Genomic DNA, 15,330 nt, shown 5'->3' on the forward strand with positions numbered 1-15,330 from the left:
CACCAGGAGCCTCATGGTCTTCATCTTGGACATCGCAAAAGCCGGGAATGGCTGAGAAGAGCAGGGGGCAGATTTTCGATCAGGGGACCCGACCGGCTGCCCGTGTCGCGACCGGCCGTTCAACCAGTGATGCGTGAATGGCCGGCTCTGGTCCGCTTTCGAGCGTGCTTCCTCCGGGCTATCGTGGCCCGAGGAGAAGTGTCATGGGATTATCGGAATTTGATCCCGCTGCACGCGAGCGAGTATCATGGAACGCGGGATGCAAAGTCGGTGCGAAACGCGCGCTAGAGCCCCGTCAGATATGGGCAATCCGCTTCTTTCTTGATCAGCATGGGTAAACCCTGGACCGGTGCTTTTTGACCTTGCCATCGACAGCGAACTTCGCGGCTGTGACCTGGTGAAGATCAAGATCGGCGACATCCTTTGTGACCGAAAAGTTCGGACGCGGGCGATTGTCGTTCAGCAAAAAGCCGGGCGTCCTGTTCAGTTCGAATTGATGGACGATGCTCGCGCCAGCCTGCTCCGGTGGTTGGAGTTGCGGGGCGGATCACTGGAGGATTATGCCTTCCCGAGCCGCACTGATCATTCGGCCCACATGGGTAGCCCATGGGACAGGCGGAGCCTTCGGTCATTTTACCTTGCCGTCCTCCGCCGCCTTCAGCACGCGCAGCACATTGCCGGACCAGATTTTCTGGATATCCGCCTCCGAATAGCCCGCCTTCAGTAAGGCGTTGGTGATCTTCGGCAGGTCTACCACATCCTCAAGGCCGACCACCCCGCCGCCGCCGTCCCAATCGAGGCCGATGCCGACATGGTCCGGTCCCACCACCTTGAGCGCATGGAGCATATGCGCCATGAAATCATCGAAGGTCGCCTTATCCTTTTCAGGATAGAGCCGGTCGATCTCCTGCCGCTTGGACAGCAATTCGGCGCGCTTTTCGGGCGAGAGTTTCGCGTCTTCGCGCATCTGACCCATCAGCGCGGCCATCGCCTTCTGTCGTTCGGGATTGGGCTTGGATGCGCGCAGATAGGCGCCATAGGCGTTCATCTGGATGACCCCGCCCTGCGCCGCCAGCGCTTTCAGATGCGCGTCATCGATGTTGCGCGGATGATCGTAGATCGCCTTGCAGCCCGAGTGAGTCAGCAGCACCGGCGTCTTGGACAGGGCCAACAGATCGTCCAGTACCTGATCCGAACTGTGCGACGCGTCGGGCACGATGCCGAGCCGGTTCATCTCCGCCAGCAATTGCTTGCCCAGTGGGCTGAGGCCGCCATAGCGCGGCCTTTTTGAAGGATCGGTGGAACTGTCGGCAAACTGGTTATGCGCGAAATGGGCAAAGCCCGACACCCGCACGCCGATGTCGTAGAAGGTTTTGAGCAGCGACACATCCTCGCCCAGCGGATAGGCGTTCTCGATCGAGATATAGACGATCCGCTTGCCCGTCGCCGCGATCGGCGCGGCGTCCTTCGCTGTCAGCGCAAGCTGGAAGTTGGCGGGATCGGCGGCCACCATCGACCGGATCGACATGCCGCGCAGCAGCGCGAAGTCACGCGCCTTGCGGAACCCCTCGACCGTCAGCGGTCCCTGCGGCGTGTAGATCGCCCAGAATCCGCCATCCAGGCCGCCCTTCTTCATCCGGGGCAGGTCGACCTGGGTATAGTCACCATGCACATCATGCTCCTCCTCGATCGACCAGCCGGGCAGGTCGAGCGAAGCGGGCGTGTCGAGGTGGCTGTCCAGTGTCAGCATCTTCTGGTGCAATTGATAGACTTTTTTCGGCACAGCCTGCGCTGATGCTGCGGTGGGGAGCAGCGCGATCAGCGCCGCTCCGGCAAGAAGGCAAACTCGCATCAAATCTCCCCGGAAATGGTGAACTGGAAGGTGCGCGGCGACAGCGGCCGGAACGCGCCGTCACCCGATACCGCGGAGGATATGAAGGACAGCCTGTCCTTGTCGAAGATATTGTCGACATTGAAACGCGCCTTCAGGCTCTTCAACGGGCCGACGCTGAAACCATCGCCAATGTCGACATAGGCGCTGAATACCGTATAGCCCGGCACGCTCGACCCCGCGCTGTTGGTGAAGGTCGACCAGCGCCGCGACGTATATTTGCCCGAGACATTGGCCACCAGCCAGCTGGCCGGTTCCACCGTCACGCCGCCGCCGACGATCCATTTCGCGCTGTCGGGCAGGAACTTGCCCGCGATCGGGATCACGGTCGATGCGATGATGTCGTCCTTGAACTTGGCGTTGTTATAGGTGACGTTCAGGTTGCCATAGGCAAGGCCGTTCAGGAAAGAGGGCTTGTAGGTGCCCGCAAATTCCACGCCATAGGCGCGAACGCGTCCGACATTCTGGTAGAATGTCTCGGTCGACGCGCCGCCGCCCGGGACAAAGGTGGTGATCGACTGAATGCGGTTGGCGAATTTGGTATAGAAGGCCGCGATGGAGGCATAAAGCTGCCCCTGATTGGTGCGGAAGCCCAATTCCATATTCTTCGACCGTTCAGGCTTGGGCTGCGGCACCAGAGCCGAAGTTCCGGGGCGGGTGACGGCATAGATGTCGTCCATCCCCTTGGGCAGCGCCATATTCTCGGCATAGGAGGCGAAGATCTGCGATCGGCCGTCCAGCTTGTAGAGCAGGCCCGCCATGGGCAGGAACATGTCGTTATAATGCGCGCTGTTGATCGACGGCCCCCAACCCGGCACGCCGACGCCATTCAGAACGCGATAATAATCGTCGAAGTCGCGATACCCGCTCAGCCGGTAATCCAGCATCAGCCCCTTGAAGCCCAGATCGAGCACCAGCCTGTCATCGGCCAGCTTGATCGTGTCTTTCAGGAAGAGCTGCAAGGTGTCGCGCTGCGACCGATAGTCGCGGCGCAGATAGACCAGTTCGTCCAGATTGGGCGCGCCGTCGGGCGCGCCGTCGGTGGTGTTGTAGCGCGCCTGGGTGCGGTGATATTTGTCGACCTCTGCCCAGATGCCTGCTTCCAGCGCGTTGCTGCCAATCTCCCAGTGCAGCTTGCTGGTGATGCCATAGCGGTCGCCGCCAACGCCGGACTTGCCATATTGCACGCCCCTGGGGGCGGTGACGGCCAGCCCGGCCTGCAACTGCGGCCTGTAGCGGCCGAGCGAATTGGCGTAGCTGTCGGGCGACACGCCATAGCCGTCCTTATCCTCCCAATATAGGGTGGATTCCGCCCATACTCCGTCCGCAATCCCGGCATGGACGGTCGCGCCATAGAGCCGATCCTTGCGAACGTTGATGGCAAGGTTATAAACGGACGTGTAAGCGCTGTTGGAATAGTAGACGCCCGGTACTGTGGGATTGAATCCGGGGGTCGTGTTCGGCACATTTTCGATATAGGCATAGTCGCGCCCACACTGGCCCAGTGCATTTTTCACGGTGCAGTTATATTGGGCGCGGGTGATGGTGGGCGAGTCATAGTCGAGGAAATCGTTCGACACGAATTTCAACCGCGCCCAGCTGTCGCCACCCAGATCGGCGTGGATCTGTCCTTCCCAATGTTCGCGGTCGACGGTGCCGGGGCCGCGCCACAGGTCGCTGTTGAGCTTGGTGCGGCTGACATAGGCCTTGAACGGCCCGATCTGCCCGGTGCTGGCGCGGATGAAGGTGCGCTTCATGTCGAAATCGCCGAAGCTCTGCGACACGAACAGGCCCATCTCGTCCTGCGGGGCGATGCTGTTATACTGCACCACGGGACCAAGGGAGGAATAGCTGGGCAGGCCGACATCGCCCGCCCCGACCGAGGCGACGACCGCGCCCAGATTTTCATTGTCGACATAACGGAACACCGGGCTGCCGCCAAAGGCATCGCTGCGCCCGGTGGGGATGCCGTCGACCACGAAGCCGATCTGGTCGAGGTTGAAAGCGCGGGTCTGGACGCTGTTGCCGAATTCGTAAAGGCCTAGCGCGCCGTCGGTCTGCACGTTGAAGCCGGGTAGCTGCTCCAGCATCTTGAGGCCCGAAATGCCCGAAGGCGCCGATAGCAGCGCCTCCCGCGTCACCGCCACGACATTGCTGATCTTGTCCTCGCCAATCGCTTCGGACGATTGCGAGACGCGGCGCCCCGTGACGGTGATCGCGTTGCTCTCGTCGGCCGAAGCGGGATCCTGTGACCAGGCGGCGGAGGGCAGGCCTGCCACGCAACAGGAGAGTAGGAGTGCCGCATGAGATGCGCGGCGGAAAGCAGGAATCGAAGGCATATTGGCTCCCTGTTGGCCCGTCTGGGGGCGTCACGAGCCTCTCAGGAGCGCGTTCCCAAGGATGCGCCTTTCCACTCCAGTCGCTTCCCTGCTGGCGAACGCTCGGCCTGCCGGACGGGTCTATTGCATAGTTGCAATTTGAAACGAAGCGATGAGGAAAATCCGCTACTCGCTTATGCCTAATCCGAGGATACGGCCATCAGAACAGATCCGTCGGCAGGCAGAGCAATGACGGGTCGTCGCCTGACGAAGTGCGCATCATGCAGTGTACGACGATCATGGGCGACTGGTGGTCGCGACATCGTCGGGTCCTTTCAGGCAAAAGGCGTGGCGAACTCAAGACGAATGCCACCGGGAATGAAGATGAGGAAATGGCGCGTCGAGGAAGTCGGGCTGATGGGGCCGGGCGCGGCATCGACCACCACTTCGGGATGCGCCGTTACTGCGTCCCACGCCGCATCCAGCGCGGCATCGTCGGCGACTGACAGCGAGAGATGATGGAGGCCGATATTGGCGCGCCGGTCGAAGGCCCGGGCGGTGAGCGGGTCAGCCGCGCGCCACAGCGTCAGCAGGATCGCGCCGTCGGACACGAAGATGGACGGATAGTCCGGAACGCCGCCCGTCTCCGCGAAGCCCAGCGTGCCGCAGAAGAAGGCGCGCGCCTGATCGAGATCGGGTACGGTGAGGCCGATGTGATGGACACCCTGGGTGAGCTTGCCGGTCATGATTCCTGTCCTTCCAGTTGGGTAATGCGGGCACGCAGCGCCGCGATTTCGTCGATGAGGGGTTGGGAAGCCCGCCGGACCTCTACCCCGGTGAAGCGCGGGGTGATGTGCTGCGGACAGTTCCAGTCGAAGCCGATGACATCGATCAGGAAGGCGCGCTCGGGCTCTGCCGCATAATCAGGCGGCATCAGCGCGGCGATGTCCGCCGGGTCTTCGCTGGCACGGGCATGTCCAATCATCTTGAGCCGACGGCGGTTTGGATAATCCATCAGGAACAGCGCGACGCGGTCGTCGGCGGCGACATGGGCGGTGGAGAGATATTGCCGATTACCGCGATAGTCCGCGAAACCGATACGATTGCCCGTCACATGCCGCAGGAAACCCGCCGGACCGCCGCGATGCTGGACATAAGGCCATCCATCCTCGGAGACGCTCGCCATGTAGAAGCTGTCGCGGGCCGAGATGAAGTCCAGTTCGCGGTCGGTCAGCCTGTCGACCGGACCGGCACCGGCTTCCATACGGGCATAGGAAGCACGTGATCCGGCAGCCGCCTGCAAGGCTCGGGCGCCGAGACCGAAGAGGGTATGGAGGAAAGTCTGTGCCATGGGCTGGAAATAGCGCGTTGCTACAATGGCGATAATCCGCGATGATTGGTCTTCACTATTTCAATTTGAGGAATAATGGATCGTTTCGAGAGCCTTTCCGCCTTTGTCGCGGTGGCAGACCAGCGCGGCTTTGCAGCGGCAGCGCGGGCGCTGGAAATGTCGCCGCCGGCCGTCACCCGTGCGATCGCGGCGCTCGAACGTCATCTTGGTGTCACTCTGTTCCATCGCTCGACGCGGGCGGTGTCGCTGACGGACGAGGGGGCCGCCTTTCTCGACCGGGCACGGCGCATATTGTCCGAATTGCGCGAGGCGGAGCAGATCGCGATGGGAGGGCGGTCCGTGCCGCGTGGGCAGCTCTATGTGACCGCTCCGGTGATGTTCGGGCGTCTGCATGTGCTGCCTGTCATCAACGCGCTGCTGGCGACCCATGCCGGACTGACAGCACGCATGATGCTGCTCGACCGCAATGTCCGCATCATCGAAGAGGGGATCGACGTGGCGGTGCGGATCGGCGCGTTGACCGACAGCGCGCTGCGGGTGGTGACGATAGGATCGGTGCGGCAGACCATCGTGGCAAGTCCGGCCTATCTTGCCGAGCATGGTGTGCCCAAGAACCCTGCCGATCTCTCGAGGCATCGCTGCGTTGCGGGCAGCGGGGTGCGCGTCGGCAGCGCCTGGCCTTTTGGACCGCGAGGCGAGACAATCGCGGAGGCGGTTCCCCGGCTGACCGTCAATAGTATCGACGCGACCATCGCCGCGGCGGAGGCGGGCGTGGGGCTTGCCAATGTGCTGAGTTACCAGTCCGCAGCGAACATCGCGAGCGGGCGGCTGGCCGAGGTGCTGGCGGATCATGCGCCGCCGCCCATACCGGTGAGCCTGCTCTACGACCCCGGAAGGGCCGCCATGCCTGCGGTTCGCGCCTTCATCGAGGCGATGCGGGAGCAGGCAAGGCAGATGGCGTGGCGTTGATGAAGAATCGCTGTTGAAGCGCGGTTGAATCCCGCCAAAGTTGAGCGCTGCTAAATCCAGCTCATCGATGAAGGCCTCAACCACTCGCACCGGGTTATCCTCGGCGACATAATCATCAAGCGATACAGGCAGAAAGCTATCCTGCCGCCGATCTTGCCCGTCGACGAAATGCCTCATGACCAAGTCTCCCGAAACGCCAGGAAACCCAATCACAAGCAGGCGTTTTTACAGAGCATCGGTCGATGTCCTTCAGCTTGCTCCCCTAATCGCCTCCGGCGTCAGGATCAGGGTGAGGAGAATGAGGGCGATGCCAATATATCCCCAGGCGCCCATGCCTTGCCAGGCGATCTTCATGCTGCCAGCGTTGGAGCGTGACGATCTGGCCAGCCGCATCGCGCAGATCATCGTGCCGGTGACGGCCATCGCCGTCAGCAATGCGCCGAAGAGGAACCAGACGGCTTTCGTCCACAGGCCGCCGAACGTGCCGAAATGCAGCGGATCGGCCATTTCGGAAAGGCGCTGATGCGCGCTCAGTGCGCGTCCATCCAGCCGCGCGACAACCCGCGACGTCGCCGGATCGACCACCACCGCATTGGCGCGGTCGCGTACCAGCCAGGCGGATGATTGGCCCAGAAAGATGACGCCATTGTCGGGTGTGATGCGGATTTCCCGAATATCGAGCGCAGGATCGGCTCTGCGCGCAATGGCAACCAGCCGGTCCAGCGCGACGCTGGTCGGCATCGCACGAGCCGCGATCACGCTTGCTCCCTCAGCCGACATGGCCCGGGCGGTGGCCCCCCATCCCTCGGGCGCCACCCGTGATGATGGCTACTTTTCCTTGCATCCGGCCCATTTCAACCACTCCCAATCTGCTCGGACGCGAGGGTCCACTCGTTGATGTCCCCGATCAGGCGTCGGCCAGGATCAGGTCCGACGCCTTTTCGCCGATCATGATCGCGGCGGCGTTGGTGTTCCCCGAGACGATGCGCGGCATGATCGAGGCGTCCGCCACCCGCAGACCCGCGATGCCCCGTACGCGCAGGCGCGGATCGACGACAGCATGCTCGTCGGCGCCCATCGCGCATGTGCCCACGCCGTGGAAGATGCCGTAACCGAAAGTGCGGGCATGTTCGAGCAGTGACGCCTCTTCATTCTCGTCCGGATGGTCGCCGGCAGGCCCTTCGATTATTGATGCGAGCGCAGGCTGGCGGGATATCTCACAGCTGATGCGAAGACCCGCGGCGATCTTCCGGCGATCCTCGGCAGCGTCGAGGAAGTTGAGCAGGATGCGCGGCTGACGGGTCGCGTCGCCGCTGGCGACATGGATCGATCCGCGGCTTGCCGGACGCAATTGGCAAGCAGCGATGGTGACGCCGGGAAAGCTGTCGATCTCGCCCGTGGCGGGATCGGCCGAGGCGCTCACCATATTGACCTGTATGTCCGGGATGTCGAGCACCGCCTCGCTGCGGACAAACCCCATGACAGTGGCAGGCGGCGCGGATAGCGCCCCCTTCCGGGCGAACAGATATTTCGCCACCTCGCCCATCAGGCCGACGCCGCTCACCGCCGTGTTGATCGACGGGGTGCCCGGCCGCAGGCGGAAGCGCAGCATGGTGCACCAATGGTCCTGAAGGTTCTTGCCCACGCCCGCCAGCGGGTGGCGCACCTCGATGCCTGCCGCACGCAGGATCGCCGGATCGCCGATGCCCGAAAGTTCGAGCAACTGCGGGGAATTGACCACGCCTCCGCACAGGATGACTTCCCCCCGGCAGGCGATCTCGCGCGTCTCGCCGCCCTTGCGGACACGCACCCCCTTCGCCCGGCCCTCCTCGATGAGGATGCCGGTCACCAGAGTGTCGGTTTCGACCTTGAGGTTCTTGCGGTGCATGATCGGGTGGAGATAGGCGACCGCGCTCGACCGGCGCCGCCCGCGCCGCTGGGTGGCCTGGATATAGGCAAAGCCCTCCGGATCGCCCCGATTATAGTCATCGACCAGCCTGTGTCCCGCCTGCGAGGCGGCTGCGAGAACGGCGTCCGAAACGGGATCGCGGGGGACGTCGGAAACCGTCAGCGGGCCACCGGCGCCATGGGCGTCGTCCGCCCCCCGGCATTGGTCCTCGCTGCGCTTGAACAGAGGCAGGACATCGCTCCATCCCCAGCCGGTGCAACCAAGCTGCGACCACAGGTCGTAATCCGCCGCCTGTCCGCGCACATAGATCATGCCATTGATGGAAGAGCTGCCGCCGAGGACGCGTCCGCGCGGGTACGGCGCGGACCGGCCCGCGTTGATCCCGCCCAGTTCCGACGTGTAGTTCCAGCTAAGCGGCGGAGCCTCCATCGTATAGCGGTATCCGGCGGGAATGTGGATCAGGCTGTTCAGGACAAACTGCCGGGGATTGCGGAACGGACGATCATCGCCCCCGGCCTCGATCAGCAGGACGCGGTTGCCCGTCCGCGCACTGAGACGGTTGGCCAGGACGCAGCCCGCCGACCCCGCGCCGACTATGATATAGTCGAACTCCATGTCGTCCTCCCGTCCGTCCTGCGAATCTGTCAGGCGGCGACCGCGCCCATCGCCTTTTCCAGGCGGAAACCTTCATAGCCGCCCTCCGCCACCGCTGCGCACCTGTTGCGGTAGGCATCGAGACCGGCGAGATAGAAGGAAAAGACGCGCGGTTTGCCGGGAATATTGGCACCCATGGCCCAGGAGTCCGCATTTACCATCAGCGTGTAGTTGGCCACCTCGCCCACGTGCGCAACCCATTCTTGTTGGGCTGGTTCGCTGGCCTCAATTGTCGTGTAGCCGTTCCGACGCATCTGCTCGATGCAATCGCCGACCCATTCGACCTGCTGCTCGATCGCCAAGGGAGCGTTGACTATGATCGAAGGGCTCTGCGCGCCGTCGATCATGAACAGGTTGGGAAAGCCTGCGATGGCGATGCCGAGGTAGGTCTGCGGTCCGGACGACCACACGTCCCCGAGCGAAAGGCCACCTTTACCGGTGATCTTCAGCTTGAGCACGGCCCCGGTCACAGCATCGAATCCAGTCGCCAGGACGATATCGTCGAATGCATGGACTGCACCACCCGCGACGATCCCTTCGGCACAGAACCGTTCGAGCGGCGCTTTCCTCAGGTCCACCAGCTGGACGTGCGGGAGATTGAAGGTTTCATAGTAGTTGGTGTCAAGGCACGGCCGCTTGGCACCGAACGGATATGCCTGCGAGGTCAGGACAGCAGCTGTCTCCGGGTCGTTCACCTTGGCCCGGATCTTGCGCTTGATGAAATCGGCGGCAAGGTCGTTCGCTTCCTGGCTGAGCAGGATGTCACGGAAGGACTGGATGAAAGCGAAGCCGCCCAACGTCCAGCAGCGCTCGAACTCGGCCTCGCGCTCCTCGTCACTGACCTCAAGCGCACTGCGCGTGCTCAGCATCCAGCTCAGCCCTCCCGAAGAGGCGCGACGCACCTCGCGGTCCCTGGCGAATTGCCCGTGCTTCTGCCGAATCTCGTCCGCCGAGAGCGCGCGATTTTCGGCCGGCAGGCTGAAGGCCGGGGTGCGCTGGAAAACCGTCAGGCTGGCCGCTTCCTGGCCGATGACCGGGATGCTCTGCACGCCAGACGAGCCGGTGCCGATGATTCCGACCCGGCGGCCGGTGAAGTCGACAGGATCCTCCGGCCAGCGGGCGGTATGGAACAGGCGGCCCTTGAATTCCTCCATGCCGGCAAAGGGGGGCGTGTTCACCGAAGTCAGCGGTCCCACCGCGAGAATGAAGTAGCTGGCACGGAAGGTGCCGCCGCGATCGGTCTCGACCAGCCAGCTTTGCCTGTCCTCTTCGAAGGTAGCTGCCGTGGCCGTCGTCTCGAACAGGATGTCGCGGCGCAGGTCCAGCGTGTCGGCGACATAGGACAGATAGTTCTGGATCACGGGCCCCTTGGAATAGCGCTCCGGCCAGTCCCACCCGCGCTCGATCTCGTCCGAGAACTGATACTGGTAATCGGTCGATTCCACGTCACAGCGCAGGCCCGGATAGCGGTTCCAGTACCACGCCCCGCCCACGTCCTTGCCCGCCTCGATCAGCTTGGCCGACAAGCCCTTCTCCCGCAGGTTGTGCAGCATGTACAGCCCGGCAAAGCCGGCGCCGACCACGATCGCGTCTACTTCATTCGTCATTGGACACATCCTTTGGAAGCCGGTGAGATAAGACCATGCTGCTGCATGTCGGCGAGGTGCTTGTGCAGATACGCCTCCGTCAGGGCCGGTGGCGCTTCGCTGCCGTCGTTCCGCAGCGCGTGGGCGAAGGCCCCTCCCGCACGGACCTGGCTCCGCGTCATGGGCGCGGCGAAGGCGGAAAGAATCGGCAGGGCGCTGGACTGACGAGCCTGGGCGGGCAGGCGCTCCAGCCGTGCCTCAAGCTGCGCCAGCCATTCCGAATGGCTGCTTGCCCGATCGAGGGGGTAGCCGGCCGATTCGATCCAGTCGGCGATGCGGTCGAGCGAGGCCGAACCCGTTTCGATGGAGGGAGCAACGTCGAAGCTGCGATAGCCTGGCTCGCCGGCCAGTGCGAGATCGACCATGGCGCGGGCGACATGGTCGACCGGCAAGCCTTCAAACCCTGCCGGGTCGGCGGCATCGGCATAGAAGGAAGGCGGGCGTACCCCCGCCAGCACGAGACTGGCCAGAAGGCGGATGAACAGGTCCGGGACGTTGATCTGCCCGACGAATTTTCGATGCGCCATCAGCATCCCGCACCGGAACACATTGACCGGCAGGCCGAACTGCTCATGCGCATGGCGCAGCAGCACCTCGCCGGCCCATTTGCTGGCGGCATAGCCGACAGCATAGTCATCGCCGAGCGCAATCCGGGGCAGGGCGGCGCGTATGTCGGCCGTTTCCAGATCGGCCCCGCCGACGCCGGGCAATCCCGAGACCGCCCGGGAGGAGACGAAGTCGATCGGTTTGATCCGCCCGGCAAGCGCCAGTTCGATAAGGGCGAGAGTCCCTGCCACATTGGGTTGGAACAGGTCCTTGTAGGACATGCGGTGGTTGACCAGTGCGCCGACATGGACGATCCGGTCCACCCGTTGGGCGAGATCGTCCCGAACGGCTGCATCGATGCCAAGGCCCCGCTCGCCCAGATCGGCGGCAATGACCTCGAGATGGTCGGCCGCAAGCTCGCTGAACCGCTTCGCAAGTTCGGCGTCATCTGCGCCGTAGGCGTCTTCGAGCCGGCGCCGCGCATCCGCCTCGTCCACGCCCCGGACCAGGGCGATCACCCTGCCGCCCAGCGGGGCGAGGCGCTCCAGCCATTCGAGCGTGACGAAACGGCCCAGAAATCCGTTCGCGCCGGTCACCAGCACCACGCGCGTCAAGGCCGCATCCTTGGCGGGACTCGCGCCCCTGCCCACCCCGTCCGGCAGCAGGCGCGCGGGGTCGAGGTCCGCAGCCTCAAGCACCTGCGCATTTTCGCCATGGACAGCGGCGAAGGTCAGGCTGTCCTCCTCCTGGCCGCCGCGAAGCATTTCGGCCCAGCGCCGCGGACCGCCGCTGGGGCTGAGGATGGCGCTGGCCGAGATGGCGGTTCCGAAGACATCTTCCAGCAGCATGGACAGGGTGATCGCGTCGAAGGAATCGCCGCCAAGGTCAAGAAAGCTGGGGTTGCCCGACAAATCGATATCGTCACGCCCCAGCGTAGCACGCAGGGCAAGCGCGATGCGCTCCTCGATCGTCAGACCCGAGTCCGGATTGCGCAGCATCAGCACCTCTTCGCGCTGGCGCGCCGCAATGCCATCATAGAGCGATTCCAGGCGCTCCTGATATTTGCGGTTGAACGCGGCCCTGAGCGGCTTGCGAATGGTGGACAGCAGACCGCTTTCGATCGTGAAGGGTTCATCCTCGATGATGAAATCGCGCGGGATTTCGAACTTGCGCAGACCGGCCTTGTGCGCGGCCTCGGCCAGGCCGGCGTGAAGCAGGCTGCGCAGTTCCGTCTCGTCAGGGGCATGGCCCAGCCGCCCGGCCGCAAGGTCGCGGTCGGGCACGATCACCGCGACCAGATTGGGCCGGAACGAGGTGCCATAGAGATAGATCTGCCTGATCCAGGGAACCGACCCGGCATATTCGATCTCCAACTGGCTCAGCGCGACATATTCGCCCTGGGAAAGTTTCAGCACATTATTCCGCCGGTCGATCCAGACCAGTTCCTCGCCCTCGCGCAGTTCGAACACATCGCCGGTCAGGATCCAGCCATTCTCGTCGCGGATCCCGGCCGTGGCCTTGGCATCCTTGTAATAGCCGGGAATGGCGCTGCGCGTCTTGACTGCCAGTTCGCCGCGCGGCCAGGGGCGGTCGGTATTTGAATAGCCGAGCTCAGGCACGTCGCGCAGCTCGAAATCCGTGACGAAGCGGCGGTCGAGCCGGCCGTCGAAGGTCACGCCCGAGGTTTCGGTCGAGCCATAGCCTACGCATAGCGGAACGCCGAACGTATCCATGAAGAATTGGCGCAGCTCTCGCGATATCGGGGCGCCGCCGACCACTGCAAAGACCAGCCGGTCGCCCAGGAACGTCTTTGCCATGGCCTGGCGAACCGCGGTCTCCGCCTCGGTCCGGTCCTGGCCCCTGCTCACCCGGTGCAGGACCTCGCCAAGGAAATATTGGTAGATCTGCTCGATCACGCGAGGAAACAGGTTGAGGTGGGTCGGCCGGCTGATCCGCAGGTCGTCGAACAGCGAGGACATGTCGCTCTTCAGGGTGAAAAACACCGTCCCACCCTGGGCGAGGGTACGGAACACATGCGAGTAGCCGAGCGAGTGGTTCATCCCCGCGAAGATGAGCGCGATATTGGCCTGCGGCTTGTCCACCTGAAGGATCGGCAGGCGCACGATCGCCTCGCTGTAGATCGCCCCCTTGGGCTTGCCCGTGCTGCCCGATGTGTAGAGGATCGCCAGCATGGCATCCTGGCCAGCGGGATCCGCCGGGAGCGGTTCGAATGTCCGCTCCCGCCCAAAGGCGATCAGTTCGTCGATGGTGGCGAGGGCGATTGCGTGGCCGGCTTGGGCCAGGGCCGCGCGCGCGCGCGCGATGATTCCCGCATCCTCGTCGATGCGGAGATCGGCCGACAGCACGACGAAGCTGCGCAGGGAGGGCGTGGCGAGGGCGAAGGGGACCATCCGCTCCACATCGCGGATGTCGACCAGCATCGCTGCCGGCGCAATCTCGTCCAGGATCGTGCGGGTGTCCTCCGCCGCCTGGGACGCCAGCAGGGGCACGTGCACCGCCTGGGCGAAGATCGCCGCGAGTATGCCGGTGGTGATGTCAATTCCCGGCTGGCCGAACAGCGCAACGAATTCACCCGGCCGGACGATGTGCTCGTCATGCCGTCGCCAGGCTGTGGCAAGTCCGGTCACCCTTTGCCCAAGTTCGGCATAGCTGATCGTGGAGAACGCATCGAGATAGTCGCGCACCCGCGTGGCTTCTTCCGTCTCCACCATGCGCCAGGCGCGCTCGCCCAGCGCGGGATGATTGGCATAGGCATCGAACAGCAGCGAATAGGCCTGGGTCAGCGGAAATCCTGGCTGGACGATCGCAGCTGTGACGCGATCGTCAGGCTGGATAGCCCGGAGCTGCTCATCGACTGGCGGGCTCTCCCCGGGAAGGGTTGCCACGTCCGCCCATTCGTCCACCTCTTGGGTCATCCTCTTCTCCTCTTGGGCCGACTGAAGACGGCCCCTTTGTGAAGCATTCACTTCCTTTCATGTCAAGACGCAGACTGGACTATACGCCCGTGCCGGAATAACTGGACCAGGGGATGGCCCGCATATTCAGGCATTTTTCCAAGGCTTCCGGGCCCTCGACACGAAGGCCGAAGCAGGAAAAAAAGCTATTGGAAGGACGTGAATGCATGAATCTTCGACCTTCAACAGCCGGCGAACCGCCAGCCACAGCACGGCGGCGTCGAAGGCCAACGGAAGAGGTCCGCGCCCTTATCCTGGCCGCCGCACGTTCGGAATTCGCTGAAAAAGGAATGGCCGGGGCGAAGACGCGGAAAATTGCGGAGCTGGCAGGTATATCCGAGCGGCTTCTGTTCAAATACTTCGTCAACAAGGCTCAATTATTTAGAATATCGATAGTGGAGCCTTTTCGTGACAAGATAAATGACCTGCATGCCGAACTGGATTCGATGGCGCCGGATATCAGGGAAAGGAACTTGCACGGCGCGCAGGAAACCTATCTTTTCCTCAGCAAGAATAGCGACCTTTTGAAGGCCTTGATAAAATCGAGCGAAATTGGTCGTGAGATAGGATATAGCCTGTCGGATTTATTATCCGGATCGGCCGACAGAATTCGGGAGCAGCACGTCAATTCTCAAACGGTCCCGATAGTCGAGCCGGGACGGGCAGTTCGTTATGCCTTTGCAATGGTGGCCGGTTCCGTCCTTCTGCACGACTGGCTATACCCGGATTCCGAGATCGGAACCGAGAATGACATGGCGTCAGTGACTGCAATCATACACAAGATTCTTCATCCGAACCTCTAATACCAAGTCCTCACCTGTCATCCATTCGTTATGGTGAAATTTCTACTATTGGCGTCATTCCCCCCGCCGCGGCCGCCGCGAATGTCGCCGGTGAGTAGCCAAGTGCAGATCTTTGCCCCCGCGAACACCGCATCCCAATTGCCTCGGCAGGGCCAACGAATATGCGCAACTCGTCGAAAGCCTCATCCCACCGGGAACGCGGATCACGGTTCCGGCAGGTTCCATGCTGTTTGCGGTCGACCTGAACCGACCGACCCACGATAATCTA

At 63.0% G+C, this 15,330-nt stretch carries 10 protein-coding genes; 2 read left to right on the forward strand and 8 right to left on the reverse strand.

The genetic code is table 11. The annotated features are described in order from the left end of the window. Positions 1-628: 628 nt before the first annotated feature. From MRBLMC3_RS22705 to MRBLMC3_RS22720, 4 genes are all read right to left on the reverse strand, one after another. Positions 629-1,852, reverse strand: a complete 1,224-nt coding sequence (locus MRBLMC3_RS22705; RefSeq protein ID WP_363832610.1) for a dipeptidase — start codon at positions 1,850-1,852, stop codon at positions 629-631. Next, positions 1,852-4,230, reverse strand: a complete 2,379-nt coding sequence (locus MRBLMC3_RS22710; RefSeq protein ID WP_363832612.1) for a TonB-dependent receptor — start codon at positions 4,228-4,230, stop codon at positions 1,852-1,854. Before MRBLMC3_RS22710 ends, MRBLMC3_RS22705 begins: the two co-directional genes overlap by 1 nt. Positions 4,231-4,544: 314 nt before the next feature. Continuing rightward, entirely contained in the window at positions 4,545-4,955 is a 411-nt protein-coding gene (locus MRBLMC3_RS22715) for a VOC family protein (protein WP_363832615.1), read from the reverse strand. Then, entirely contained in the window at positions 4,952-5,560 is a 609-nt protein-coding gene (locus MRBLMC3_RS22720; protein WP_363752717.1) for a pyridoxamine 5'-phosphate oxidase family protein, read from the reverse strand. The genes MRBLMC3_RS22715 and MRBLMC3_RS22720 overlap by 4 nt, the downstream gene beginning before the upstream one ends. Positions 5,561-5,635: 75 nt before the next feature. On the opposite strand from MRBLMC3_RS22720, the gene MRBLMC3_RS22725 reads away from it, so the two are divergent. Beyond that, complete coding sequence (locus tag MRBLMC3_RS22725) at positions 5,636-6,529, forward strand: LysR family transcriptional regulator (protein ID WP_363832618.1); 894 nt, start codon at positions 5,636-5,638, stop codon at positions 6,527-6,529. A 249-nt stretch (positions 6,530-6,778) separates the two neighbouring features. Here the strand turns inward: MRBLMC3_RS22725 and MRBLMC3_RS22730 are convergent, their stop codons facing one another. From MRBLMC3_RS22730 to MRBLMC3_RS22745, 4 genes are all read right to left on the reverse strand, one after another. Continuing rightward, positions 6,779-7,288: a PepSY-associated TM helix domain-containing protein gene (locus tag MRBLMC3_RS22730; RefSeq protein ID WP_363832620.1), complete on the reverse strand. Its 510-nt coding sequence runs from the start codon at positions 7,286-7,288 to the stop codon at positions 6,779-6,781. Between the two features lie 148 nt (positions 7,289-7,436). Then, entirely contained in the window at positions 7,437-9,053 is a 1,617-nt protein-coding gene (locus tag MRBLMC3_RS22735; protein ID WP_363832623.1) for a GMC family oxidoreductase, read from the reverse strand. Positions 9,054-9,082: 29 nt separating this feature from the next. Beyond that, positions 9,083-10,699, reverse strand: coding sequence for a flavin-containing monooxygenase (locus MRBLMC3_RS22740; protein WP_363832625.1), 1,617 nt, complete (start codon positions 10,697-10,699; stop codon positions 9,083-9,085). After that, positions 10,696-14,220, reverse strand: coding sequence for a thioester reductase domain-containing protein (locus MRBLMC3_RS22745; RefSeq protein WP_363832627.1), 3,525 nt, complete (start codon positions 14,218-14,220; stop codon positions 10,696-10,698). The genes MRBLMC3_RS22740 and MRBLMC3_RS22745 overlap by 4 nt, the downstream gene beginning before the upstream one ends. A gap of 113 nt (positions 14,221-14,333) precedes the next feature. Between MRBLMC3_RS22745 and MRBLMC3_RS22750 the strand changes: the two genes are divergently transcribed. After that, the gene (locus MRBLMC3_RS22750; protein ID WP_363832630.1) at positions 14,334-15,062 is read left to right on the forward strand and encodes a TetR/AcrR family transcriptional regulator; all 729 of its coding nucleotides are present in this window, start codon (positions 14,334-14,336) and stop codon (positions 15,060-15,062) included. The last annotated feature ends 268 nt before the right edge of the window (positions 15,063-15,330 follow it).

This window comes from Sphingobium sp. LMC3-1-1.1 (genome assembly GCF_040676285.1).
Lineage (GTDB): Bacteria > Pseudomonadota > Alphaproteobacteria > Sphingomonadales > Sphingomonadaceae > Sphingobium.

What these genes read in the sequence shown, in the direction of transcription:
- MRBLMC3_RS22720 (WP_363752717.1), bottom strand. Translation starts at nt 5,560, where the DNA reads ATGGCACAGACTTTCCTCCATACCCTCTTCGGTCTCGGCGCCCGAGCC.
- MRBLMC3_RS22710 (WP_363832612.1), bottom strand. Translation starts at nt 4,230, where the DNA reads ATGCCTTCGATTCCTGCTTTCCGCCGCGCATCTCATGCGGCACTCCTA.
- MRBLMC3_RS22725 (WP_363832618.1), top strand. Translation starts at nt 5,636, where the DNA reads ATGGATCGTTTCGAGAGCCTTTCCGCCTTTGTCGCGGTGGCAGACCAG.
- MRBLMC3_RS22715 (WP_363832615.1), bottom strand. Translation starts at nt 4,955, where the DNA reads ATGACCGGCAAGCTCACCCAGGGTGTCCATCACATCGGCCTCACCGTA.
- MRBLMC3_RS22740 (WP_363832625.1), bottom strand. Translation starts at nt 10,699, where the DNA reads ATGACGAATGAAGTAGACGCGATCGTGGTCGGCGCCGGCTTTGCCGGG.
- MRBLMC3_RS22750 (WP_363832630.1), top strand. Translation starts at nt 14,334, where the DNA reads ATGGCCCGCATATTCAGGCATTTTTCCAAGGCTTCCGGGCCCTCGACA.
- MRBLMC3_RS22735 (WP_363832623.1), bottom strand. Translation starts at nt 9,053, where the DNA reads ATGGAGTTCGACTATATCATAGTCGGCGCGGGGTCGGCGGGCTGCGTC.
- MRBLMC3_RS22745 (WP_363832627.1), bottom strand. Translation starts at nt 14,220, where the DNA reads ATGACCCAAGAGGTGGACGAATGGGCGGACGTGGCAACCCTTCCCGGG.
- MRBLMC3_RS22705 (WP_363832610.1), bottom strand. Translation starts at nt 1,852, where the DNA reads ATGCGAGTTTGCCTTCTTGCCGGAGCGGCGCTGATCGCGCTGCTCCCC.